27 protein-coding genes are annotated in these 22,421 nt (G+C 53.7%); 16 read left to right on the forward strand and 11 right to left on the reverse strand.

Features of this window, described 5'->3' with window-relative positions:
- Nucleotides 1-42: 42 nt before the first annotated feature.
- The gene (locus ACR9EC_RS10985) at nucleotides 43-447 is read right to left on the reverse strand and encodes an RsiG family protein (RefSeq protein ID WP_435299263.1); all 405 of its coding nucleotides are present in this window, start codon (nucleotides 445-447) and stop codon (nucleotides 43-45) included.
- Between the two features lie 178 nt (nucleotides 448-625).
- On the opposite strand from ACR9EC_RS10985, the gene nth reads away from it, so the two are divergent.
- Nucleotides 626-1,321, forward strand: a complete 696-nt coding sequence (gene nth / locus ACR9EC_RS10990) for an endonuclease III (RefSeq protein WP_435299264.1) — start codon at nucleotides 626-628, stop codon at nucleotides 1,319-1,321.
- Nucleotides 1,322-1,350: 29 nt separating this feature from the next.
- On the opposite strand, the gene ACR9EC_RS10995 is transcribed toward nth, so the two are convergent.
- Entirely contained in the window at nucleotides 1,351-2,271 is a 921-nt protein-coding gene (locus tag ACR9EC_RS10995) for an alpha/beta fold hydrolase (RefSeq protein WP_435299265.1), read from the reverse strand.
- A 63-nt stretch (nucleotides 2,272-2,334) separates the two neighbouring features.
- Nucleotides 2,335-3,066, reverse strand: a complete 732-nt coding sequence (locus tag ACR9EC_RS11000; RefSeq protein ID WP_435299266.1) for a winged helix-turn-helix transcriptional regulator — start codon at nucleotides 3,064-3,066, stop codon at nucleotides 2,335-2,337.
- 271 nt (nucleotides 3,067-3,337) lie between these two features.
- Here ACR9EC_RS11000 and ACR9EC_RS11005 point away from each other — a divergent pair, with 271 nt between their 5' ends.
- Nucleotides 3,338-3,988: a hypothetical protein gene (locus tag ACR9EC_RS11005; protein ID WP_435299267.1), complete on the forward strand. Its 651-nt coding sequence runs from the start codon at nucleotides 3,338-3,340 to the stop codon at nucleotides 3,986-3,988.
- Here the strand turns inward: ACR9EC_RS11005 and ACR9EC_RS11010 are convergent.
- On the reverse strand, nucleotides 3,985-4,350 hold the full coding sequence (locus ACR9EC_RS11010) for a DsrE family protein (RefSeq protein ID WP_435299268.1): 366 nt from the start codon (nucleotides 4,348-4,350) through the stop codon (nucleotides 3,985-3,987). The genes ACR9EC_RS11005 and ACR9EC_RS11010 overlap by 4 nt on opposite strands.
- A gap of 218 nt (nucleotides 4,351-4,568) precedes the next feature.
- Between ACR9EC_RS11010 and ACR9EC_RS11015 the strand changes: the two genes are divergently transcribed.
- The 6 genes from ACR9EC_RS11015 to ACR9EC_RS11040 all read left to right on the forward strand — a co-directional run bounded on the left by ACR9EC_RS11015 (nucleotide 4,569) and on the right by ACR9EC_RS11040 (nucleotide 9,515).
- The gene (locus tag ACR9EC_RS11015) at nucleotides 4,569-5,201 is read left to right on the forward strand and encodes an FABP family protein (RefSeq protein ID WP_435299269.1); all 633 of its coding nucleotides are present in this window, start codon (nucleotides 4,569-4,571) and stop codon (nucleotides 5,199-5,201) included.
- A 5-nt stretch (nucleotides 5,202-5,206) separates the two neighbouring features.
- Nucleotides 5,207-6,358: a YgfZ/GcvT domain-containing protein gene (locus ACR9EC_RS11020; protein ID WP_435299270.1), complete on the forward strand. Its 1,152-nt coding sequence runs from the start codon at nucleotides 5,207-5,209 to the stop codon at nucleotides 6,356-6,358.
- 1 nt (nucleotide 6,359) lies between these two features.
- The gene (locus ACR9EC_RS11025) at nucleotides 6,360-7,466 is read left to right on the forward strand and encodes an FUSC family protein (RefSeq protein WP_435299271.1); all 1,107 of its coding nucleotides are present in this window, start codon (nucleotides 6,360-6,362) and stop codon (nucleotides 7,464-7,466) included.
- Nucleotides 7,467-7,516: 50 nt separating this feature from the next.
- Nucleotides 7,517-7,858, forward strand: a complete 342-nt coding sequence (locus ACR9EC_RS11030; protein ID WP_435299272.1) for a DUF2516 family protein — start codon at nucleotides 7,517-7,519, stop codon at nucleotides 7,856-7,858.
- A gap of 3 nt (nucleotides 7,859-7,861) precedes the next feature.
- Nucleotides 7,862-8,287, forward strand: a complete 426-nt coding sequence (gene dtd, locus ACR9EC_RS11035; RefSeq protein ID WP_435299273.1) for a D-aminoacyl-tRNA deacylase — start codon at nucleotides 7,862-7,864, stop codon at nucleotides 8,285-8,287.
- Between the two features lie 73 nt (nucleotides 8,288-8,360).
- Nucleotides 8,361-9,515 (forward strand): glycosyltransferase family 4 protein, encoded by a 1,155-nt coding sequence (locus tag ACR9EC_RS11040; protein ID WP_435299274.1) that lies wholly within the window; start codon nucleotides 8,361-8,363, stop codon nucleotides 9,513-9,515.
- Here the strand turns inward: ACR9EC_RS11040 and ACR9EC_RS11045 are convergent.
- The 3 genes from ACR9EC_RS11045 to ACR9EC_RS11055 are packed head-to-tail and all read right to left on the reverse strand — an operon-like array spanning nucleotide 9,493 to nucleotide 11,032.
- Nucleotides 9,493-9,741, reverse strand: a complete 249-nt coding sequence (locus tag ACR9EC_RS11045) for a helix-turn-helix domain-containing protein (protein WP_435299275.1) — start codon at nucleotides 9,739-9,741, stop codon at nucleotides 9,493-9,495. The two genes, ACR9EC_RS11040 and ACR9EC_RS11045, sit on opposite strands and share 23 nt — an antisense overlap.
- Nucleotides 9,741-10,439 carry a hypothetical protein gene (locus tag ACR9EC_RS11050; protein WP_435299276.1) on the reverse strand — a complete coding sequence of 233 codons (699 nt, stop codon included), beginning with the start codon at nucleotides 10,437-10,439 and terminating at the stop codon, nucleotides 9,741-9,743. The genes ACR9EC_RS11045 and ACR9EC_RS11050 overlap by 1 nt, the downstream gene beginning before the upstream one ends.
- A complete protein-coding gene (locus ACR9EC_RS11055) occupies nucleotides 10,439-11,032 on the reverse strand; it encodes a hypothetical protein (protein ID WP_435299277.1) in 594 nt (197 codons plus the stop codon). The genes ACR9EC_RS11050 and ACR9EC_RS11055 overlap by 1 nt, the downstream gene beginning before the upstream one ends.
- A gap of 284 nt (nucleotides 11,033-11,316) precedes the next feature.
- Between ACR9EC_RS11055 and ACR9EC_RS11060 the strand changes: the two genes are divergently transcribed.
- Nucleotides 11,317-13,857: an ATP-dependent Clp protease ATP-binding subunit gene (locus ACR9EC_RS11060; protein WP_435299278.1), complete on the forward strand. Its 2,541-nt coding sequence runs from the start codon at nucleotides 11,317-11,319 to the stop codon at nucleotides 13,855-13,857.
- Nucleotides 13,858-13,918: 61 nt separating this feature from the next.
- Here ACR9EC_RS11060 and ACR9EC_RS11065 read toward each other — a convergent pair whose 3' ends face one another.
- Nucleotides 13,919-14,386, reverse strand: coding sequence for a rhodanese-like domain-containing protein (locus ACR9EC_RS11065; RefSeq protein WP_435299279.1), 468 nt, complete (start codon nucleotides 14,384-14,386; stop codon nucleotides 13,919-13,921).
- Between the two features lie 66 nt (nucleotides 14,387-14,452).
- Nucleotides 14,453-15,049, reverse strand: coding sequence for a uridine kinase family protein (locus ACR9EC_RS11070; protein ID WP_435299280.1), 597 nt, complete (start codon nucleotides 15,047-15,049; stop codon nucleotides 14,453-14,455).
- Between the two features lie 135 nt (nucleotides 15,050-15,184).
- Here ACR9EC_RS11070 and ACR9EC_RS11075 point away from each other — a divergent pair, with 135 nt between their 5' ends.
- On the forward strand, nucleotides 15,185-15,982 hold the full coding sequence (locus tag ACR9EC_RS11075; protein ID WP_435299281.1) for an SDR family NAD(P)-dependent oxidoreductase: 798 nt from the start codon (nucleotides 15,185-15,187) through the stop codon (nucleotides 15,980-15,982).
- Here ACR9EC_RS11075 and ACR9EC_RS11080 read toward each other — a convergent pair.
- Both ACR9EC_RS11080 and ACR9EC_RS11085 read right to left on the reverse strand, forming a co-directional pair.
- Nucleotides 15,979-16,320 carry an ArsR/SmtB family transcription factor gene (locus tag ACR9EC_RS11080; protein ID WP_435299282.1) on the reverse strand — a complete coding sequence of 114 codons (342 nt, stop codon included), beginning with the start codon at nucleotides 16,318-16,320 and terminating at the stop codon, nucleotides 15,979-15,981. The two genes, ACR9EC_RS11075 and ACR9EC_RS11080, sit on opposite strands and share 4 nt — an antisense overlap.
- A complete protein-coding gene (locus ACR9EC_RS11085) occupies nucleotides 16,320-17,231 on the reverse strand; it encodes a cation diffusion facilitator family transporter (RefSeq protein ID WP_435299283.1) in 912 nt (303 codons plus the stop codon). The genes ACR9EC_RS11080 and ACR9EC_RS11085 overlap by 1 nt, the downstream gene beginning before the upstream one ends.
- Nucleotides 17,232-17,258: 27 nt before the next feature.
- Here ACR9EC_RS11085 and ACR9EC_RS11090 point away from each other — a divergent pair, with 27 nt between their 5' ends.
- The 6 genes from ACR9EC_RS11090 (at nucleotide 17,259) to ACR9EC_RS11115 (ending at nucleotide 22,249) form a co-directional block, all read left to right on the forward strand.
- Nucleotides 17,259-17,465 (forward strand): hypothetical protein, encoded by a 207-nt coding sequence (locus ACR9EC_RS11090; RefSeq protein ID WP_435299284.1) that lies wholly within the window; start codon nucleotides 17,259-17,261, stop codon nucleotides 17,463-17,465.
- Nucleotides 17,466-17,655: 190 nt separating this feature from the next.
- Entirely contained in the window at nucleotides 17,656-18,036 is a 381-nt protein-coding gene (locus ACR9EC_RS11095; protein ID WP_435299285.1) for an FHA domain-containing protein, read from the forward strand.
- A 9-nt stretch (nucleotides 18,037-18,045) separates the two neighbouring features.
- Nucleotides 18,046-18,885, forward strand: coding sequence for a PP2C family protein-serine/threonine phosphatase (locus ACR9EC_RS11100; RefSeq protein ID WP_435299286.1), 840 nt, complete (start codon nucleotides 18,046-18,048; stop codon nucleotides 18,883-18,885).
- A gap of 37 nt (nucleotides 18,886-18,922) precedes the next feature.
- Complete coding sequence (locus ACR9EC_RS11105) at nucleotides 18,923-19,729, forward strand: hypothetical protein (RefSeq protein ID WP_435299287.1); 807 nt, start codon at nucleotides 18,923-18,925, stop codon at nucleotides 19,727-19,729.
- Nucleotides 19,629-20,453, forward strand: coding sequence for an FHA domain-containing protein (locus tag ACR9EC_RS11110; protein WP_435299288.1), 825 nt, complete (start codon nucleotides 19,629-19,631; stop codon nucleotides 20,451-20,453). Before ACR9EC_RS11105 ends, ACR9EC_RS11110 begins: the two co-directional genes overlap by 101 nt.
- Nucleotides 20,450-22,249 carry a serine/threonine protein kinase gene (locus ACR9EC_RS11115; protein WP_435299289.1) on the forward strand — a complete coding sequence of 600 codons (1,800 nt, stop codon included), beginning with the start codon at nucleotides 20,450-20,452 and terminating at the stop codon, nucleotides 22,247-22,249. The genes ACR9EC_RS11110 and ACR9EC_RS11115 overlap by 4 nt, the downstream gene beginning before the upstream one ends.
- Nucleotides 22,250-22,421 lie beyond the last annotated feature (172 nt).

Genomic DNA, 22,421 nt, shown 5'->3' on the forward strand with positions numbered 1-22,421 from the left:
CATACGTGGTGAACGTGCATAAACCTTGAAAATCCTTGATGTTTAAAGGATGGGGGCGTGCGGGATGGTTATACGAGTAACAAGTTCGTCTGTGATCGCCATGAGTTGTACCCGTACATCGTGTTCATACTTTTCTAACTGAATGTTGAGTTTGCGTAAATGTGGCAGATCAGAAGGGAAAACGCCATGAACGTCCTTGACCAGCCTGTCGGAAAGAGACTCTAACGGGCTGGGTAAAGCGATGGGCGTGTCAACAAGAAACTCGCTAAGTGCAACACCAAGCGGTGTGGGGGTTACTGCTTGAGCTGCGCTTAAATCGATGCGAGCCTGCACGAGCCGGCGCCAATGAGCGGCTTGGGTGAGTTCGCGTCGTAACAAATTGCGCGTGTATCGAAGGTCGTCAAGGTCTAATTCGTCGAAGGAGCGGAGCTGATCGCGGGTAGTCATCGCGGCCCCTTTCAAGGTTCGTTGTTAGTGCTGGAGAACCGAACTTTGACTCATCGGTGAGTCTGTGTAGCGTAAAGGTTCGACACTAGTGTTGTCGGCATCTTGAAGGGTGGCCTTAACTGCTCTGCAAGAAAGATCTTTCACAATCAACCTTTCGTATGACAGAACGGTGGCCTGCATGGAAGACCAAAAACCTGCGCTTTCATTGGTGCGAAAAGCGCGAAAAATTAATCGGGAACTCGCCGAAATTCACCCTGATGCCCACTGTGAACTCAATTTCACAACACCATTAGAGTTACTGATCGCCACGGTTCTTTCAGCTCAAACAACCGACAAACAAGTAAACCTTGTTACCCCTGCACTCTTTTTGGCGTACCCCACCGCGCTCGACTATGCGCAAGCAGACCTGAGCGACCTTGAAGAGTACATTCGCACAACTGGATTTTTCCGGCCCAAAGCCCGTTCCTTACAAGGCATTGGGCAAGCACTCGTAGAACGGCATGACGGAGAAGTCCCTAAAAGCCTGACAGCCTTAACTGCTCTGCCAGGGGTGGGACGAAAAACCGCGAATGTTGTTTTAGGTGATGCTTTCGGCGTGCCTGGCCTTACTGTAGATACCCACTTTGGCAGGCTTGTGCGACGTTGGGGATGGACCACCCAAGAAGACCCAGTCAAAGTGGAAGCGGAAATAGGGTCTTTGTTTCCAAAGAAAGAATGGACGATCCTGTCGCACAGGATTATCTTTCATGGTCGACGACTGTGTTTTGCTCGCAGGCCAGCTTGTGGTGTGTGCCCACTGGCGCAACTGTGTCCGTCCTACGGTGATGGGGAAACAGACCCAATAAAGGCGCAAAAACTGTCAAAAATGCCGTAACACGTTGAGCGGCTTGTTTGAATATGCGCTTACGCGTTTTTCATAACGGAATCGTGGAGCCAATCAAGCAGGATGGCATTGACCGCGTCGGGGGCTTCTTCTGGTAAGAAGAAGCCAGCATCTGGAACAACTTCGTAACGCAAGTTGAAGCACAATGCGGACGAGTCAATCGATGCGTTCTCACGGCGCAGACACCCATCGTGAGCGCCCTGAAGCTGTAGTGCAGGAACATTGATCGGTGTTCGTGCTGCATGTGTAAAACGACGGCCTAACGGTGTGGGCATGGCTGAGGTGTACCAGCGCACCGGTTCAAGAGAGTTATGGGCAGCAAAGGGGATACCCAATGCGTTGACGTACACATCAATCGTTTCTTTGTCGAACGGAACGTGTGCCCACGAGTTCATCAATTTTTCGACAGTCTCATGACGTTGCATGGCACGCTCAGCAACATGACGCATCTTAAACATGCCGATTTGAGGGTATGTGCCTCGAGAAAGCGTAGAACGTAAGGAAGCATGCATGTGTGCAGGGTGTGGAGCCGACAGCGCTGCGACAGCTTTCGTGACCGAAGGCTGTAAGGACGCCATCGCCCACGCGGTTGTGCCACCTAAACCGTGACCCACAATGATTGCTTCGCGTTCACCAAGCGAACGAATGACTCCTGCAACATCACGTGTACGGGTTGCAATGTCGTAGCCGTGCGGTGGCTTGTCAGAGGCCCCAGTACCTCGCATGTCAAGAGCAGCTACGCGGAACCCAGCTCGGGCAAGCGCTGGAATTTGTTCGCGCCATGTCCACCAGAATTGCGGAAAACCATGCAGTAAAACCACCAAGGGGGCGTTTTTTTCTGTGGGTTCGGCAGTGACAACGTGAAAACGGGTGCCATTTGCAGACACAAACTCGTGCTTCCACGGACCATCAACTAGGACATCGCTGTAATCTCTGCTCACGTGTTGAGTCTAGTAAAAAAGCACACGATAAGGTCAAGTTAAAAACAAAATGTGTAACTAATCCTACTCGGCAGCATCATCCGCAGACGATGCTGTCACGGCAGAGTCCTTGTTACGGCGGTCCTTCGGCGGATCAAAACGGTAGCCGACGTTACGCACGGTGCCAATGATTTGCTCGTATTCCACACCCAATTTGGCCCGCAAACGACGAACATGAACATCCACAGTGCGGGTGCCACCGTAGTAGTCGTATCCCCACACTTCTTGCAGCAGCTGGGCACGAGTAAACACACGACCAGGATGCTGAACAAGATATTTCAGCAGTTCAAATTCTTTATAGGTGAGGTCAAGAGGCAGCCCACGAAGCCGTGCCGTATAACCGGAGGCGTCAATATACAACTCACCAGAACTAATCTCTTCAGGATGATTCTCATGCTCAATGTGCGTGATTTTCTCGCGGGCAAGACGCAACCGAGCCTCAACTTCGGCTGGGCTTGCCGAGTCAAGGAGGAGATCGTCTGCACCCCAATCAGAAGTGACCACCATGAGGCCACCTTCGGTGAGGATAAGAATCACAGGAATGTCGATGCGAGTGGCACGCAGCATTCGACAAGTAGAACGGGCCCCGACGAGGTCCTTACGCGCATCCAGCAAGATAATGTCCGATTCTGGAGCATCCATGACTGCTGCTGGATCAAGAGGTAAAACACGAACTCGATGCGAAAGTAAACCTAAGGCGGGAAGAGCCTGTACTGAACCGCTCGTCGTAGATGTCAGTAAAAGCAATTCGGCCACGAGGTCACCTCCAACAGTTTCGTGTGGTCAAGAATACAACCTTCAACGTATAAGGTTTCGTTGTTTTCTTACAGTGGACACATAATTCTTTGTTGAAATTATTGCAAGGAGCGCGCGAGTTAGCCATGGCGGGTGTCAGATTCGTGAGCCCTGCGGGTTTTCTGGGAGACTGTACGAGTGAAGCTTTTCCACCCGTTCCGTTCTTACGGCCTGCCTGTCTGCTGGAGTTGCTGCCGCAGCATACTACGGCACAGTCCCACTGATCGCGTCAGTGGCGGTCCTGACCGCATTGTTCGCGCTAGGCTGGTCAAGCCTGCTACGGCTCCCTGCACGTGGCGGCTCCACGCTCGTCGTTATCCTTGCGGGACTTGGCGGGCTCGCCTGCGTTGCAGTAACCCCAGAAGAACCATGGTTGCGTTATCTCCCCATAGTGTTAGCGATGTCGGTGTTCTTGGCCTTCATCAACGAAATGCTGCGAGCCTACCCGCGCATAAACCTTGTTGAATCCCTTATAGGAACAGTCTCGGGTGTTGTCGTCGCAATGAGCGCAGTCGGGTGGCTTGCCGGTTACAAACTTGATGGTGGAGTGGAACTCACTGCAGCAGCAGCCGGCGCATTAGCGGTCGCTTCGGCAGCCTCTGCGCTGCGCGTCCCTCGTTATCTCAGCCGCGCCCTAGCTATCGTTGCTGCCACAATGTCAGCGATCGCTGTATCCGTGCTCATGGATGACCTGTCCATGATGTCTGGAGTCGTCATCGGTGTTTCGGCGGGACTCATCGTGGTTTCCAACCATCTGCTATTTGGTAAGCTTTCCAGCGCTAAAAGGGAAATCTTCGTGGATGTCAGTCGTCTCTATCCCCATTGCGGTCATGGGAATCTTGACGTACATCATCGGGCGCATCGTCCTCTAACAACGGACTAATAGACGAGGGCTTGCACACCCTCCGCCATGATCTCCTCAACAAAAACAGGAGCGCCCGCAATACGAACCCCAGGAATTAAATCTTGCGTGGTCAACCCGCGACGCGCCGCACACTGAGAACACACCGTGAGCGAACCCAACTCAACAATAAGCTCAATCAAATCGCTTATCGCAGGAGCATGTTCAAGGCTCAACTCTGCTGCACGCCCTGGAACCGCAAGGAAACTCGAATCACCAGTAAGCCACACAGACACCGGCACACCCGCAGCCAACGCCGCCGTAGCAACAGTTAACGCCTGATTAGTTGTCTCTGGAGAGTTCAACCCTGTAGTCGACTTGATGACGAGCGCACGCGAAGACATAACTCAATCCTTGATATGTTCGTGATAGAACTGCGAGAGAAACTCGCACTCACTGAGCATATCTAACGCACCGCCAACGAAAGGTAGGATTACCTCATGGACGTAGATGTACATGTACTCGAAGCATTTTTCTTAGGTCTACTCGTCGTCGTATCAGTCACCATCGTGTGGTTTGCTGGCTACGTCGTCTACAAGCTTTTTAAGGGACAGCGATAACCGTGAGTTTTACGTTTCCGCAAGGACTAGCGCCAGAACTATACCCACTCGCGTGGCTTGTAGGGTCATGGCACGGTGAAGGAGTTCTGGAATATCCAGGCCTACAAACCTCAGGGTTCGTGCAGGACGTAACCTTCGACCACGATGGCGGCCCCTACCTCAGGTACGAATCCACCATCAGACTCACCCCACACGCAATGCCAGAAGTTCCAGATGCAACGGCCGCATTTGACGAACTCGACCGCACCCAAGCAGACAAACAACCAGAAACAGCACAACCTTCCACGAACGCAGACGTTCCAGAAGAAGAACCTGTCATCTGGTCAACCGAAACCGGCTACTGGCGAATCGCACCAGAACCACACGAAGGCGTACCCGCCGGATACACCTCACTCGAAGTGCTCCTCGCCGACCCAGCCGGTCGCGTATCCGTGTACTTAGGCATGGCCGGAGAGGGAAAAATACAACTCGTCTCCGACCTCATCGCCCGCACCGGAACCGCAGCAGAAGTAACCGCCTCAAAACGCGTGTACGGAAACGTCCACGGCGGCCTCATGTGGGTGCAATCCCTCGCCGCCTTCGGACAACCACTACAAGACTACGTTTCAGCAACACTGCAACGCGTCGAGGAGTAAACACCGTGCCCGAAACGCCATACCGCAGCCCTCTACTGCACCGCCACGGTGCAGTAGCAGCAAGCGGCCCCGACGAAGGCATCGCCTGGCACTACGGCGACCCAACCGCTGAACAACGCGCCCTCGCACGAGGCACAGCCGTCAGCGACATGTCACACCTAGGCGTAGTCACAGTAAGCGGCCCAGACCGCCTCACTTGGCTGCACTCAATCACCAGCGCATACCTTGAAGGCCTCCCACCACACGAATCACGCGAACTGTTCGTCCTCTCCCCACAAGGACACATCGAACATTGGGCAGGACTCGTCGACGACGGAACCACCACATGGCTGCTCACCGAACCCGACCACGCAGCCACCCTCACACAGTGGCTCACCCGCATGAAATTCATGATGCAGGTCGACATCACCGACGCCACCGAACAGTGGGCAGCAGTAGGAACCCCCAACGCTACAGAAGGCGCCCCAGACGAACCCATAACATGGCGTGACCCATGGCCACACACACTCGAAGGTGGCACCCGCTACGGGCTAGCCGACCATGAACACCCCGGCATGCACCGCCCATGGCGCCTACAACTCATCCCACGCGACACCCTCGTCGCGCACATCAGCGAACATGAGCAGGCCGGACGCCGCCTCGTTGGAACATGGGCAACTGAAGCGTTACGTGTAGAAGCTTGGCGGCCACGCCTTGCCACTGAAATAGACCACCGTTCCATACCCCACGAACTCGACTGGCTACGCACCGCAGTACACCTCCACAAAGGCTGCTACCGCGGACAAGAAACAATCGCCCGAGTGCACAACCTAGGCCGGCCACCACGCCGCCTCGTCATGATCCACCTCGACGGGTCAGGGCACCTCCTGCCAGAACCTGGCGCAGAAGTGCGCGTAGGCGACAAACCCGTAGGGGCCATCACAACCGTTGCCCGACACCACGAACTCGGCCCAATAGCGCTCGCAGTAGTGAAAAGAAACGTTGCCGAAGACGCAGAGTTTCTTGTGGACTGCGACGGCGGGGCAGTATCTGGCGGACAAGAAGTAATCGTGCCAAGTGGGGGAGTTTCAGCGGACCGTCCACACGCGCGCGGTGAAACCTCACGTGACGCGCGCGGCCAAAACAACCTCAGTAACACTATGGGCAGGTTCTTGTAAGTTGCCTAGCACTACGCGTGAGTTAACCCGCGCAACGTTTGAAACGTGGCTACGCCAAGGCGTTGGACGAGTGCGACGCGCACTATGGCCAGTAACGATTGCGGCGCTTGCCTGCGTGCTCGCACACTGGGTCGCACACATTGTGTTTGGACACCCATACCCGTTCTTTGCACCCGTTGCAGCGTGGGCGTGTCTAGGGTTCACACATGAACGGTCGGTGCGGCGCGTAGCCGAAACAGGTTTAGGGTTATCCTTCGGGATTTGGGCGGGCGAATATTTTGGTATGACGTTCGGGCACGGCCCGCTACAAATCGGTGTAGCAGTTTTCTTATCTGTGCTGATCGCGCGGTTCGTTGGTTCTGGCGCGCCACTTGCAACCCACACCGGAACCCAAACCGCAGTGTTGGTGGGCTTACCGGCAGGGCTCATGAGTCCTGTTCTGGGTGGCGGATTTGGCCGATGGTCTGACGCCCTCGTCGGGGCTCTTGTGGCGGTGCTTGTGGCGCTCATTATGCCGTCTGACTCGCGTCGAGCCGCTCGGGCAAGTGCACGTGCCGCATGCCGCGAACTTACTGAAACGTTGCGGCTTACCGCGCACGGGCTACGCACCGGTAGTGAATCTGATCAAGACATTGCCATGTCGCGGGGGCGCGCGTCAGAATCTGTGTTGGAAGAGTGGCGGGTCACGTCAAGTGAGTCGCTTACAACCGCGCAAATTGCTGCCACAGCCCGACGGCATCGCGCAGAACTTGCACAGATCGAACACGTACGAGTGCTCGTTGATAGGGCGATGCGTTCGGTTCGTGTGATCGCTCGGCGAGCAAGCTGGACTCCGCAATCTGAAGGAACACAGCAGGTCGCAGACCTTTTAGAGCGGCTGGCAGACGCAGTCACAGAGCTCGGCACAGCGCTTTCTCTAGGTACAGAACCTAAAGTTGCGTTGCGTCTTATCCGCGAAATTGGTGCAGACGCAGTACCGGGCGCGTTAGGTGAACGCAGCTGGCACGCGCAAGCCCTCATCTTGGTGTTACGTTCTGCCATCGTTGACCTTGCTGAAGCTTCAGGGGCAACTGAACGTGAAGCTCGTGATCTGTTGCCTCCGCTATGATTACCTGCGTAACTTTCTCGCCGATCCGACACGTGCTTAAGGTGTGATTCATGTTTTCGGGAATCCAATATCTCATTATGCTTGCGCTCACTGCTGGCTGTTTCGCCGTCGAGATTTGGGCTTTTGTTGACTGCCTGCGTCGGCCTGATCGTGCCTTTACCTCCGAAGGTAAGAAAACCCGAAAGTTTTGGGCGCTTCTTTTGGGTGTAGTTATGCTGTTAGGTTTTGTTGGGTTGGAACCTCCCTTTGGTAGAGGTTTCGGTTTGACCACGCTCATTATTGCGATCCCCGCGTTTATTTACTTCGCTGACGTGCGACCAGCTATCGCCCCATACGGTTTCGGTAACGGCTCAAACAATTCGGGTGGCCGTAACCGCGGTGGAGGCTGGTAAGCGATGAAGGCCGTCTTGCAGCGTGCCCGTCACGCATCCGTCACTGTTGACGGAAAGATTGTTTCGTCATTTCAAGAGCAAGGAATTGTTGCGCTTGTTGGGGCAACCCATAGTGACAGCGTGCAGGACGTTGACCTGATCGTCAGGAAAATAGCGGAACTGCGTATCCTTGACGACGAAAAATCAGTGCAAGACGTAAACGCTCCCGTCATTGTTGTTTCCCAGTTCACGCTGTACGCGGATGTGAAAAAGGGGCGCCGCCCATCATGGAATGGGGCAGCCCCACAACAGATCGCCCAACCCCTCATCGATGCGGTTGTGCACGGTTTACAAGAACGCGGAATTAACGTGGGCACAGGAATTTTTGGGGCACACATGGACGTCACCTTCACTAATGACGGTCCAGTGACGATAATCGTAGAAACGTAAACATGACGAGGCTGCCACAAAAACGGCAGATACAGTCACAAAAAACGCGACAAGACCTGGATGTGTAAAGCAAATGACCGAAGAAACCACTGACAAGCCATTAACCATCGGACTAGTCATTGACGATTCTTTGGACAGCACAGACGGCGTCCAACAGCACGTACTCACGCTGGGTCGATGGCTAACCGGAAAAGGGCACACCGTCCACTATCTGACGTCGACAACTAAACGCACAGATGTTCCACGGATTCATTCTCTTGCTAAGAACTTGCGTCTGAAATTTAACGGAAACCGTTTAGGGATCCCACTCCCGGCATCAAGCGAACCCATTAAAGAATTGTTCGACACCGTCGAGTTCGACGTGCTGCACATTCACATGCCATACAGTCCTTTTATGGCTGGTCGAGTGATTGCACATGCTCCACGCACCACGACGATCGTTGGCACATTCCATATTCTTCCGTGGTCATGGCTCACCAAATATGGCACAAAAGTGTTGGGCTGGATTCAACGCAAACAATTGCAACGGTTCAAGCAAGTCATTGCAGTATCAAGCCCAGCGGCAGCGTTCGCGCGTGAAGCGTTACAGGTGTCACCTATCGTGATTGGTAACCCAGTCCGAGTGCTCGGCTACGAGAACGCACACAAAGCCGAAATGGAGCGCGCACAGCAGCACCCCGCAGAGGACGCACCCGTTCGGATTTTCTTCCTTGGCCGACTTGTGGAACGAAAAGGCATCAGCGAACTTTTGGCGGCATGCCGCCGCCTCGTTGACATAACAGACACCCCATTTGAAATCGTTGTGGGCGGCAAAGGGCCACTCTACGACGAGTTGATGACATATATTGCCACGCACGGGCTGGACAAGATTACGTCATTTATCGGTTACGTTGCTGAAGACGATAAAGCCGAACTGCTCGCCCAATCAGATATTGTCGCGTTACCTTCTACCGGTGGCGAAAGCTTCGGCATTTCAGTGGTGGAAGCCTTAGCTGCTTGCCGTGGCGTTGTGATTGCCGGTGATAATCCTGGCTATCGGACAGTCATGGATTCTTTAGAGGACCAGCTGATTGACGCGCGAGACACAGAAGCGTTCGCACTCATGTTGAAACGCTATGTGGAAAACCGTGACGAACGCACGGCAGCAAGCAAACGCCAAGTAGAGCAGGCGCGCAGATTCGACGTGGATTACATTGGCCGCAAAGTCATTGAGGTGTACACCCGCTAGTGCGGGAGAGTAAGTCGCCGACCTCGCACTCTAAAACATCGCAGATAGCGCGCAGCGTTGAATACCTGATGGCCTTCGCACGATTGTTTTTCAAAATGGACAGGTTGACGACGCTCACCCCAACAAGCCTGCTCAATTCTGTGAGCGTCATGTTGCGTTCGGCCAGCAAAGCATCAAGATGGCAGTGAATGCCGGTCTCGTCGGTATCCGAATCAGACACAGTCATCACACCAGTCCTTCTGTATCTCGCTGAAGGTTATTTCCTTTGGTCATCATAGACTCGATGAAGAACGCGACCATCAGTACACACCACAAGATAATCAGCGACGAATGCGACGACGCTGGGCTCATCGCTGATTCGTACAAAGCAGTGTCGCGGCTAACCGCAATAATGAGATCGTTGATGGGGGCGAGCGTCAGCGCGGTTACCGCAAAAGCGGACCCCTGCCGAAAACGAAGGCCCATGCGTTTGGATACAAAACCATTTTTATGAAATGAAACCTGTACTTTCAGGAGTAGCCATGCAGCTCCCACAGCAAAAAGCACCATGACGAGGTGTAGTGCGGCAAGTGCCGTTATTTCTTTCGTCGATAAGTCGTTGAAGATGACGCTGCCATGTGTTGGATTGATCGTGAGTGGTGGCGCATTCAGTGATTCGAATTCGCTGTCTATGGTGTTCGTGTAGGGTCTTCCCTCAATTTCTACTTTGAGTTCAAAAGTGTGCTGCGTAATGATTTTCCATAAGTCACTGCAGGTCACAAAAACAAACCAGCCACAGAGTGCAACGACGCAGCAGTAGCTCAACACGTGTTCCATGATTTCGTTTGCGTACCTGTGTGAATGCTGCGCACCAACCCACACTTCTTTGCGACTGTTTTCTTGCTGAAGGTGCTCATGTTCAGCGAGCTCGTGTTGAGTTGTCATTACACGAGTCCTTCGGTGTCATGGCTGAGTTGTTTTCCACGACTAAAGGCTTTTGCGAATGTAGAAAACACATACATAAGGGCGATGCTTCCTATCCAATACATAGACGATATGGAGTGATCTGAGTCGTGGGCTAAGAGGTGTGAAAAGAAGGCAGCAAGAAAGTGGGGGATAGTGAAGCCGAAATCGATTAAAGCCATACCGAGGAAGATTTTGTCAGCCGCTTTAGCTGAATGCTCAGAGAAAAGCGCAGTTTGACAGTGCTTTTGCAACGAGATTGACCCTAATGCCACGTACGGTACGCCTGCGGTAATCATTGCGAAAGACAACACCATAAGCGCAGACTGCCACCATTCGAGATCGTGCAGCACATACCATGCGGCGATAGACCCTTCACCTTCGGTTGGGCCAGAAAGGAACAGCAAAGCTTTAACTGATCTGCTCGTAAGGCTGTCTATCAGGCCTGCGATTGCATATACAAGTGCGTAAATGCTGAGCAAAATAGCGAACATGATGGTTTGCCACCGGTTAAGCCTGTGCTCCAATGTGGAGGATTGAGGGGGAGAAACCGGTGTATGAGTATCGTGATCCATATTTAGTGCATTCTGTTGTGTATATCCTGAACAAGACAAAATTCATATCGATAAATGATAATAACGAAAAACGATATGGACAGATATGGGGAGCGGAAAAGTTGCGCAACGCATCCGAAAGAGGGTGAGTTTCGCGCAAGGAGAACGTATCCATCACGCCGCTGGCGAACATGGGCATATCAGTGCGACTTGGCGGGTTTGTTCCTACTAGAGTCGTACATAAGTAAGCCTTTGCCCTCCGGCTCCCCGCAGGGATTAGGGTCAGCACTCGTGAGGAGCGCACAATGTTTGAGAGATTTACAGACCGAGCCCGTCGGGTGGTTGTCCTAGCCCAAGAAGAGGCTCGGATGCTCAACCACAACTACATCGGAACCGAGCACATCCTGCTTGGTCTCATTCACGAAGGTGAAGGTGTAGCAGCTAAAGCACTAGAATCCTTAGGGATTTCACTCGATGCTGTGCGCTCGCAAGTTACTGAAATCATCGGTGAAGGACAGCAGGCCCCAAGCGGTCACATCCCATTCACCCCACGCGCTAAGAAAGTCCTCGAACTTTCATTGCGTGAGGCGCTTCAGCTTGGCCACAACTACATCGGAACCGAGCACATCCTGCTCGGCCTCATCCGCGAAGGTGAAGGCGTAGCAGCGCAGGTACTCACCAAGCTTGGTGCAGACCTCAACCGTGTACGCCAGCAAGTTATCCAACTGCTGTCCGGCTACCAAGGCAAAGAGCCAGTATCTGCGGGTGGGCCAAACGAGCCAACCCCAGCAGGCTCAGCCGTGCTCGACCAGTTTGGTCGTAACCTCACTCAGGCCGCACGCGAAGGCAAACTGGACCCGGTCATTGGCCGTGGAAAAGAGATCGAGCGCGTCATGCAGGTGCTCTCTCGTCGTACAAAAAACAACCCAATCCTTATCGGTGAGCCAGGTGTAGGTAAAACCGCTGTCGTTGAAGGTCTTGCACAAGACATCGTCCTCGGCGATGTTCCAGAGACCCTCAAGGACAAGCAGCTGTACACCCTCGACCTTGGTGCACTCGTTGCTGGTTCCCGGTACCGCGGTGACTTCGAAGAGCGCCTGAAGAAGGTCCTCAAAGAAATCCGCACCCGCGGTGACATCATCCTATTCATCGACGAAATCCACACGCTCGTTGGTGCAGGTGCTGCAGAAGGCGCTATCGATGCGGCTTCAATCCTGAAGCCAATGCTTGCCCGTGGTGAACTCCAAACCGTTGGTGCCACCACGCTCGACGAATACCGCAAGCACATTGAAAAAGACCCTGCGCTAGAACGCCGCTTCCAGCCCATCCAAGTCGCAGAACCAACCCTGCCGCACGCAATTGAAATCCTTAAAGGCTTACGTGACCGCTACGAAGCACACCATCGCGTCTCCATCACAGACGACGCACTAGTGGCAGCGGCAACCCTCGCAGACCGCTACATCAACGACCGTTACCTGCCAGACAAGGCAATCGACCTCGTCGATGAGGCTGGTGCACGTCTACGCATTCGTCGTATGACTGCCCCACCAGAACTGCGCGACCTTGACGAAAAAATCGCTGAAGCACGTCGCGAAAAAGAATCAGCAATCGATGAGCAAGACTTCGAAAAAGCAGCTGCACTACGCGACAAAGAGAAGAACCTGACAAACGAACGCGCCGAGAAAGAAAAGGCGTGGAAAGCAGGCGACCTCGACACTGTTTCTGAAGTTGATGAAGACCTCATCGCTGAAGTTCTCGCTATGTCCACTGGAATTCCAGTGACACGCCTCAACGCAGAAGAGTCCTCACGTCTACTCAAGATGGAAGACGAACTGCACAAGCGTGTTGTCGGCCAAGAGCGCGCAATCAAAGCGCTGTCGCAGGCGATCCGCCGTACCCGTGCTGGTTTGAAAGATCCGAAGCGTCCAGGTGGTTCATTCATCTTCGCTGGTCCAACTGGTGTTGGTAAAACCGAATTGGCAAAGGCGCTCGCAGAATATCTATTCGACGACGAAGACGCCCTCATCCAATTGGATATGTCCGAGTACGGTGAAAAGCACACTGCTTCGCGTCTGTTCGGTGCCCCTCCAGGTTATGTCGGGTATGACGAGGGCGGTCAACTCACTGAGAAGGTTCGTCGTAAGCCGTTCTCCGTTGTTCTGTTCGACGAGGTGGAAAAGGCCCACACAGATATCTTCAACTCGTTGCTACAGATCCTTGAAGAGGGACGCCTCACCGATTCTCAAGGTCGCATCGTTGACTTTAAGAACACCGTGATCATCATGACCACGAACCTTGGCTCTAAGGATGTTGCGAAGGGCGTTCAGGTTGGATTTAACGCATCAAACGACCCAACAACGTCGTATGAGCGTATGAAGTCCAAGGTGAACGAAGAACTGAAGCAGCACTTCCGCCCAGAGTTCTTGAACCGTGTTGATGACGTTATCGTCTTCCCACAATTGTCTCGCGATGAGATCTTGCAGATCGTTGACTTGATGGTTGCTCGTCTTGATTCCCGTCTGGCAGATAAAGCATTGGCTATTGAACTTACTCCAGCAGCTAAAGCGTTGCTGGCAGATAAGGGATATGACCCAGTCTTGGGTGCTCGTCCGCTACGCCGCGCATTGCAACGCGACATTGAGGATGTCTTGTCTGAGAAGCTGCTCTTCGGTGAATTCCATGCAGGTGAGGTCATTGTTGTAGACGCGCAAGGTGACGGCCTGCTTGGTGAATTTACGTTTACTGCGGAGCCTAAAGACCAGCGCAAGTCTGTGACTGTTCCCGCGTTGGAATCGGGAGAAGCCGTTAAGGTTGAAGATCTTCCGCAGGTTTCTACCGAAAAGTAGAACTCCACACACATAAAGGGGGTGGGCTGCCAATACTGGCAGCCCAACCCCTTTATGTGTATTAGTTTGTGACGAGTGAGTCAGTGGGGAGAGCGCCTACTCCGCCGGTGAGTCCTACCGTGTTGGTGAAACCCTTTTTGAGCATAAGGTCTTGTGCTACCTGTGAGCGGTTTCCTGAGCGGCAGTACAGCGCATATGTTTGCGTCGGGTCTAGCGTGTTTATTGCGGTGTTGAAGTCGGCCGCGTTTACATCGATATTGAGAGCGCCGGGTAAGTGGCCTTGCGCAAATTCTTCTGCGGTGCGTACGTCAATGACGACGGTATCTGGTGTGTTTACGTACTCCATGAATGAGGTGACATCAACGTGGCCGTGGGTTTGTGCTGAGGGGGTGGCGGCTACTGTTGATTCTTGCGTTGGAGTGTTTGAGGTTTCTGCGCATCCTGTTAATGCGGTGAGTGCTGCTAGTGCGGTTGCCGCGAATGCGGTGCGTGCGGTGAGTGTTATGGGGTGTGCGTGTGATGTTGGCAAAGGAGTCTCCTAGAAGTCAGTACCAAACAATATACCCCCAGGGGTATATTTCTTCTAGGGGTTGCTTCACTGAGAATGAGCCCGAATGCGAGCAGCAGCCTGCTGTACATTCACGGGCGTACAACCCAGCCCAACCCAATGAGCGACCTGTTGAGGTTCTTCCCGCATGAGGCCCCATCCTCGTCGCACAAGAGTGAGCGGCGGTTTACGTGATTCAGAAAGATCACGCATGAGCCGAAACCAAAAGGTCTGCACGCGAGGCCGTGTGATACAGAGAGCATCGGCAAGAAAGCCTGCTTGAGCGCATCGCTCGATGAGCTCTGCCGCAAAGATTCCCTCAGCAATAAAAACTGGGGCGCCAGAGACATCAGCGTGACTCATGCCGGTTCTGGTGGACGTAGAAATATCGTAGATCGGTATGTCGCTTTTCCCTGTTGTAACCAAAGCGGTGAGTGCCTCGTAAGCACTAGCGCTATCCCACGAGAGTGGCGAATCCCAATCGACGATGCCAAACCTGTGCGGCAAATCAGGATGATCAAAATCGAAATAAAAATCATCAAGATTGACCGAGGGGAGGCCGAGAATGCGCGAAAGGCGTGACTTTCCAGAGCCTGAAGGCCCAGTTAAAAGAATGACGCGTGCAGCAGGTTTCGGGCTATCCATTCGTCCATTGTCCAACAGGTGAGCACACAGAGCACGTAATAATCCGTGTGGTTGCGCACACCGTTGACAAGGGAGAAGGTGAATGTGGGACATATCGGAAGGCCCTGATGCGGGCGGTGTGAAGAAGGTGGCAGAATGCAGGAATTTGATGGACTACGAGCAATCGTCACTGGAGGGGCAAGCGGAATAGGCGCTGCAACCGTTACCGCGTTGTTGCAGCGCGGAGCAGAAGTCGTTTGTCTTGATCGCGTAGGCGATACTGTACCGCTTGGCGCTCACCCTGTTATCGCGGATGTCAGCGACGACGATGCTGTGCGCGCTGGTGTCGCGGCTGCCGCAAACACCCTAGGCGGCATCGATATCTTAGTGAACAATGCTGGTATTAGTGCGCGTGGTCGAGTAGAAGACAACCTCGACGAAGACTGGACACGCGTGCTTGACGTTAACGTTTTAGGTGTAGTGCGAGTTTCACGCGCTGCTTTACCTTTCTTGAAGGAATCACGCCACGGTGCCATCGTCAACGTCGGTTCTATTGCGGGGTCGGCGGGTATTTTGGATCGAGCAATTTATCAGGCTGCGGCGGGAGCCGTCCAAGCGCTTACTCTTTCCATGGCAGCGGATTATGTCCGTCAAGGCATCCGCGTTAATGCAGTTAACCCTGGAACCGTTGACACCACAATGATCAGAGGCCATGTGAATGCTGCAGATGACCCTGTTCATGAACTGCGTCGTATGGAAGAACGCCAAGCGACAGGCCGAATGGTTATGCCAGAGGAAGTCGCGCACGCAATATGCTACTTAGCTTCGCCGTTGGCGACGGCAACAACAGGCGTGTTGTTGGCTGTAGATGGTGGCATGCACGGACTGCGTGTTTCTGGAACCTCGCAGTCCGTGACGAGCGGTGTTATGCCACCATGGCTTGTTACTGATTAGTGATCGTGATCCTCGTGTGCGATATGCGCAAGCGCGAGTTCTAACAGCTCACGCACATGCTGGTCGGCGAGTTCGTAGTGTGCTTCACGGCCATTGCGTTGCGCTGTGACCACATGATGTGCGCGCAGGAGCCGTAGGGAATGCGAAACGCTTGATTGGCTTTGGTGCGTTGCCGCGGCAAGATCGCGTACGCGGAGGCTGCCATTAAGCAGAGCAGCGAGGATGCGTATTCGGCCTGGATCGCCCAGCAGCGAGAAGATATCTGCCATGTGTAAGACGGTGTGATCGTCTGGAATGGAATCGTGGAGATGTTCAACGCTGGGTGGGGGCTTGTGCATTAGATGATCGATTCTTCCTGGCCGCATAGTGGGGTGCCGGGTTCGCATTGGAACGTTGCGTGAGTGATCCCGTAGTCGTCTCTCAGCAGAGACAAAATTGAGTGTAATACGTGCGACGTCTCGTGGTTTTGTTCGGTGACGACGTGTCCTGATGCGCTGACGATTCCAGAGGTGATCGTCCATACGTGTAGATCGTGGATCTCTGCTACTCCGTCTAGCTCGGAGATTCGGGTGCGTAGTGCATCGACGTCGAGGTCTTTGGGTGCTGCTTCTAACAGGATGCGTAGGGCTTGGCGCATGAGGTTCCACGTGCGAGGCAGAATAAATAGGCCAATGGCTATGCCAATGGCTGGATCAATCCATTGCCATTGAGTTAAGTAAAGCAGTACAGCGCCGATGATGACTCCAATGGAACCGATGAGGTCACCGAGGACTTCGAGGCTTGCTCCTTTGAGGTTGATGGATTCTTTGGAGCCTGCTGCGAGGAGTCGAAAGCTGATGATGTTGATGACGAGTCCAATGACGGCTGTAACGAGGAGCGGCAGGCTGGGTATTGCTGAAGGCTCGTTGAAACGCTGGTAGGCCTCGTAGAGGACGTATCCGGCTACTCCGAAGAGGAGTAAGCCGTTTGCGAGGGCGGCGAGGACTTCTAGGCGGTAGAGGCCGAAGGTGCGGTCGCTGGTGGCGGCTTTGCTGGCGAAACTAATTGCTAAGTAGGCCATGCCAAGTCCCAAGACGTCGGTTCCCATATGTGCGCCATCAGAAATGAGGGCAAGCGAACCAATAGAGAAGCCGACTATGAGCTCAACGAACATAAACGATGCTGTGAGCCCAAGAGCTATTGCGAGTGGGCGTTTATGCCGTGCCCCAGACGAAGCCGATACGTGTGTGTGACCGTGATCGTGTGCCATTGTGTTCCTTCACTAACTATTGAATATATGAACATCTTTTCACATATTGCATTCGGAGGGAAGCTCGCTATTGAAATGAGGGTCTTTACAGGTGAGACTCGAGGGGCGAATTTTTTAGACGACAACCAAGCTGCAGTCGTGTTTTTATGGGGAGTTGTGCCCGTCCTCGGTTCTTGTGGATTGAGCGCCGATGTTGTTGGAAAGGCGACAAAAGCTCGTCGCAAAATAAAATAAAAAGAAAAAAACTTCCGTTTGCCACACACTGGCATACGGGCAAAACGGCCGAAACAACCAGAAAGGCTAAGCGCCGCACAGAACATAACCCTATCGCCTCCGTTAAGGCGCCTATGAGAGAATCTGCGCACAGAACAACGGTTTTCTCACGGAACACGGCAAAACCGAAAGCACCAGCAGCAGGACGGTCATGACACACGATGCACACCTGAGCGTCATCTCAGACACCACACAGCCCATGCGTTACGCCATGACCTTTAGCGACGGAAACAGGTACGCACTCACCGCCCCTACCCTCGTCGGACGCAACCCCCATCTCCCCGAAGAAGACAACAACTGCAATCTTGTGGTGCTCAGCGACCCATTGCGCACAGTCTCAAAAACCCACATGCTCATCGGAGTAGACGCAGCAGGACCATACGTCGTAGACAAACACTCGACAAACGGAACTGTCGTCACGCTGCCAGACGGACAACAAATCATTTGCGCAGCAGACCAAAAAGTGCGATTCACTGCAGGAACAACCATCCTGTTTGGTCAATTCTCGGTGAAAATAGAACTTCAGTACTAGGAGACGTCCATGGAGCAGGCGTGGGGGGCCGCAACAAACAGTGGACGCAAGCGACGAGTCAACGAAGACTCCTACCTTGCGTCACTACCAATATTCGTCGTCGCAGACGGCATGGGCGGACACAAACGAGGCGACTTAGCGAGCGCAATAGCAATCGACGAGTTCTCCAAACTATGTGAATACTCAGTAATCGTCCCAGAACTCGTAGACGCATGCTTCCAGCGCGCATCTCAAAGACTAAAAAACACACTCACCGAAGGCCTCGGTGGCACTACCGTGTGTGGAGTGGCACTCACCCTCCAAGACGGCGCCCCATACTGGCTCCTGTTCAACCTCGGAGACTCACGCGCCTACAAACTCAACACCAACAGAGAATCCATGACGCAAATCTCCGTCGACCACTCCGTCGTACAAGAACTCGTCGAAGCCGGCGTCGTGTCACGCACACAAGCATCACAGCACGTAGAACGCCACGTTATTACCAAAGCATTAGAAACAGTCACCAACCCAGAACCCGACTATTGGATGCTGCCAGTCGAAGCCGGCGACCAAATCCTCCTGTGCTCCGACGGCCTATGTGACGAACTTCAAGACCAAGAAATCGTTGATATTTGGGCACACGCACCAAACCCACAAGCAGCAGCAGACAGACTCGTCCAAGCCGCAGTAGAAGCAGGCGGGCGCGACAACGTTACAGTTGTAGTCGTAACAAGTGATGTAGTCGGATTCGCTGCAGGACACATCCAAGAAAGCACCGGACCCATCAGTGCTATTCCCTCAATGGATGACACTCACGTAGATTTACTAGAGCCGTTCAGTAGAACGCTCCCACGCCATGCAAGGAGCTAACCCCATGATGATGTGTCGTATCGGACATGGAAACCTCGTGACCGTCGCACGTGACAACACATTCATTGTGCTTAGACCCCAGCACGGACAACCAGAAATCAGCAAAGAACTAGGCGTACACCTATGGCATGCGCTCGCATCAGAACGAGGCATCCAAAAAGCGATTTCCACCTTGGCCCAAGGCGGCCTCGAAGAAATGCCCGAATTTGCGATAGTTCACGGCCTGAAAAATGCGTTACACGTTATCGTGCGTGGAAACTTCAGTGTGCTGCTACTCAACCATGACGGACGATACTCCTCCGTTGATTCTGAAGGTGCCGCAACATGGCGCGAATATGCAGAACTTCCAGCCGCTGAGTTCTGCATACGAGGTGTGCCAGGGTTGACCGTGCGTGGAACAGAAGAGTTCTATCTTGCATCAGGTGTGAGCCGCGTATCCGTTATATGCTCGCTGGGCTGGGACGACCCAGACCAGCCCATGAACGCAGTAGAAGCCTCCGAAACTGGTGCTATCGCTGAAGTGGAGTTAACTCCAGACGCAGACGCCCAAGCCTTGAGCGAAGCAGTCGCTGCCCGCGTTGGACACACCGCCTCGGGTAGTACTGCGGCATCTGCAATGTCAGCGGTTTCTCCAGGCGCGCTGACCCTTCCCGGCGGTATCCCAGAAATTTCAGAAGACTACGAGAGCGCACCGCACGAGCTTTTCCGCATCCTCACCAGAAATCAGCTTGTTCTCGCAAGAAGTGCCCAGCCTGCAAGAACTCCTCGCCGACGAATACAAAGACGAGCCAGTTCAGGACGCCCCAAGCGAAGACATACACGAGCCAGAGCCGCACGAACCTGAACACCTTGAACCAGTTGTGCCTGAACTGGCCGTACACGAGCCAGCACCGCATGAACCAAATCTGCAAGAACAAATGTCGGCGTATGAGGCAAAGACTCAAATACTTGAACCACTAAGTACCCACAGCCCTGCAAGCGCTATAGCCGAACCGCTAGCACCGTTAGCCCCAGCTATACCCGGAATTCCGCAAAGCAACATAGCCGACGCAGCAGCACGAGTCTTACGCCCTATCGATTCCGGTGCCGCGACAGAAATTCTTCCCGCACTCGATGACAACCAGTCGACAGTACTCACAAACGACCTCGTCGAATATCGTGCCGCGATGGAAAACAACGCTGATTTACCGCTACCGAACGAGCCAATACTCGCAGACCGTCCCGTAGGCGTTCCAGCCATTCGTTTATCGAACGGTGTACGAATCCCGCTGGATCGAACCGTGCTCATTGGCCGGGCGCCAGAAGCCGGCAGGCTCTCAATGCGAGACCTGCCACGCCTCGTAAACGTCGCAAGCCCAAACAACGATGTTTCGCGCACCCACGCACAAGTACGTATCGAAGGCGATTTTGTACTCGTCACCGACCTCAACTCCACAAATGGGGTACTGCTCGTGGAGCCAGGGTCAACGCCTCGTCGTCTCCACCCAGACGAGCCAACTCAAATCTTCCCTGGCGTCATTGTGGATCTAGGTGATGGCGTCACCTTCGAATTAGAGGAACCGCGATGAACGGGCGGCGGCAGCCCTCATTACCGCCCAAGATTCCCGGATTCGAATATGTTGGACTCCTCGGCATGGGTGGGTTTGCCGACGTATTTGAATACCGGCAAGACTTCCCGCGTCGTTCCGTGGCCGTAAAAGTACTGTTATCCACATCGCTAGATGCTGGTGCGCGCGAATCGTTTTTTACTGAAGCAAACATTATGGCGGGGCTGTCACAGCACCCTTCTATCGTAACGATTCACCAAGCTGCTATCGCTAGTGATGGTCGCCCGTACTTTGTCATGGAATACTGTGCCAAACCGAGCCTTGGCGCACGCTTCCGCAACGAACGCATTTCTGTAGCGGAAACATTACGTACCGGTATCCGCGTTGCATCCGCAGTCGAGACCGCGCACCGGTTAGGCGTGCTACACCGAGACATTAAACCCGCAAATATTTTGGCAACGGACTTTGGCTGGCCGGCCCTCACCGACTTCGGCATAGCAGGAACCGTTGGTGGAACTCTCATGGCATCAGGAATGTCTATTCCGTGGGCGCCACCAGAACTTTTGCACGATGACCCATACGGCGATGCACGTTCAGACGTTTATTCGCTTGCAGCAACTTTGTATTCCTTGCTTGCAGGGCGGTCACCATACGAAATAAAAGGCCAATCCAATTCGCCAGTTGAACTCATAACACGAATTGAACGCGACCCATTGCGTCCCGTGGACCGTGTGGATGTGCCACACGAATTACACACGGTATTGGCGCGCGCAATGTCAAAAGAGCCAGAACACCGCTTTTCTAGTGCGCTAGGTTTTGCGCACGCGTTGCAAAACATTGAACGCGAAATGCAGCTCCCTGTCACAGGCATCGACGTCACAGACATGGGGCCAGTGCGATATCAAACATCAGCACATTCAGGGCAAGCCAGCTCAGCCGCGCGACCCGAATCCGGTTCGGAGCGGTCCTTAACCGTTGTGCGTGGCCAAGAGTCTTCGTCTGCTCAATCGCCTAGCGCTGGCAGCCCTGCTGCTTTCGCACCAGCGTTACCTGCGGTGCCGCCGCCTCCCACAGAGCAGAGTCCAACTGACGCCGACGACGAAGCAACAAACCTGCGCGGGATCCTCTCAGTCGACCCCGAAAACGCGGCCCACGAACCTACCGCAGCAGACATTGAAACCCGTTTGCGTCCAGTCACAACAATTCACGCAGACAGAGAACTAGCGGTTCCAGAACTCTCGGTTCCAGAATCTGAAGCGCTGCCCACATGGTCAGCAGTAGCGGCGCAACGCGAAGCCGAAGCGCAACTTGACGTGAAACAGTTTGATGAAACCACAGGATCAAACGGATACTTTTACGCAAAACGACGAGAAGCCGACCTAGAAAGCCGAAAAGCGGGCAAAAGAACCGCGTTGTTCATATCATTTGCTAGCATTCTCGTGTTGGTAGGAATTATGGTTTACATAGGTCTACAAGGACTCAGCCAAGAGCCCCTACCGCAACCAACAACCCACGAGACCTCTGGAAATGAGATCCAAGGGCCAGATACTGCATCCGTTCCTGCTGTTACTGATCTAAAAGTCGCTGAGTCAACTCCTACCGCAGTACGGTTCACATGGGTGAACCCGGAGCCGCAAGACGGTGACGCATTCGTGTGGCGAGTAGTTGACGTTGACACGACAACAGCAGCAACTCGAACCACAGACAGGTTCGTCGTTGTGCCGAGACAAGACGAAGCACAGCGTGTATGCGTTGAAGTGTCACTGGTCCGATCAAATGGAAAGGTGTCTCACACCCCAACAAGGGAGTGCAGTTAGTGAGACTGTTTCGCACCCGAAATCTTGCACGTGCCACACGACAGCAACAGGCACGGCGCGGATCGAGTGCGCTCACTTTACGGAATCGGCCTAAAGCAACATCGCTCATTGCCGGAATTTCTGTCCCCGCGGTCCTAGCTACGCTCGCTCTTATTAACCCCGGTGTCACGAT

It is taken from the genome of Timonella sp. A28 (genome assembly GCF_051200815.1).
Taxonomy (GTDB): domain Bacteria; phylum Actinomycetota; class Actinomycetes; order Actinomycetales; family Cellulomonadaceae; genus Timonella.

Coding starts and splice junctions, on each gene's coding strand:
- ACR9EC_RS10985 (WP_435299263.1), bottom strand. CDS start 447: ATGACTACCCGCGATCAGCTCCGCTCCTTCGACGAATTAGACCTTGAC.
- nth (WP_435299264.1), top strand. CDS start 626: ATGGAAGACCAAAAACCTGCGCTTTCATTGGTGCGAAAAGCGCGAAAA.
- ACR9EC_RS11010 (WP_435299268.1), bottom strand. CDS start 4,350: ATGTCTTCGCGTGCGCTCGTCATCAAGTCGACTACAGGGTTGAACTCT.
- ACR9EC_RS11030 (WP_435299272.1), top strand. CDS start 7,517: ATGTTTTCGGGAATCCAATATCTCATTATGCTTGCGCTCACTGCTGGC.
- dtd (WP_435299273.1), top strand. CDS start 7,862: ATGAAGGCCGTCTTGCAGCGTGCCCGTCACGCATCCGTCACTGTTGAC.
- ACR9EC_RS11040 (WP_435299274.1), top strand. CDS start 8,361: ATGACCGAAGAAACCACTGACAAGCCATTAACCATCGGACTAGTCATT.
- ACR9EC_RS11045 (WP_435299275.1), bottom strand. CDS start 9,741: ATGACTGTGTCTGATTCGGATACCGACGAGACCGGCATTCACTGCCAT.
- ACR9EC_RS11050 (WP_435299276.1), bottom strand. CDS start 10,439: ATGACAACTCAACACGAGCTCGCTGAACATGAGCACCTTCAGCAAGAA.
- ACR9EC_RS11055 (WP_435299277.1), bottom strand. CDS start 11,032: ATGGATCACGATACTCATACACCGGTTTCTCCCCCTCAATCCTCCACA.
- ACR9EC_RS11060 (WP_435299278.1), top strand. CDS start 11,317: ATGTTTGAGAGATTTACAGACCGAGCCCGTCGGGTGGTTGTCCTAGCC.
- ACR9EC_RS11070 (WP_435299280.1), bottom strand. CDS start 15,049: ATGGATAGCCCGAAACCTGCTGCACGCGTCATTCTTTTAACTGGGCCT.
- ACR9EC_RS11075 (WP_435299281.1), top strand. CDS start 15,185: ATGCAGGAATTTGATGGACTACGAGCAATCGTCACTGGAGGGGCAAGC.
- ACR9EC_RS11080 (WP_435299282.1), bottom strand. CDS start 16,320: ATGCACAAGCCCCCACCCAGCGTTGAACATCTCCACGATTCCATTCCA.
- ACR9EC_RS11085 (WP_435299283.1), bottom strand. CDS start 17,231: ATGGCACACGATCACGGTCACACACACGTATCGGCTTCGTCTGGGGCA.
- ACR9EC_RS11090 (WP_435299284.1), top strand. CDS start 17,259: ATGAACATCTTTTCACATATTGCATTCGGAGGGAAGCTCGCTATTGAA.
- ACR9EC_RS11095 (WP_435299285.1), top strand. CDS start 17,656: ATGACACACGATGCACACCTGAGCGTCATCTCAGACACCACACAGCCC.
- ACR9EC_RS11100 (WP_435299286.1), top strand. CDS start 18,046: ATGGAGCAGGCGTGGGGGGCCGCAACAAACAGTGGACGCAAGCGACGA.
- ACR9EC_RS11115 (WP_435299289.1), top strand. CDS start 20,450: ATGAACGGGCGGCGGCAGCCCTCATTACCGCCCAAGATTCCCGGATTC.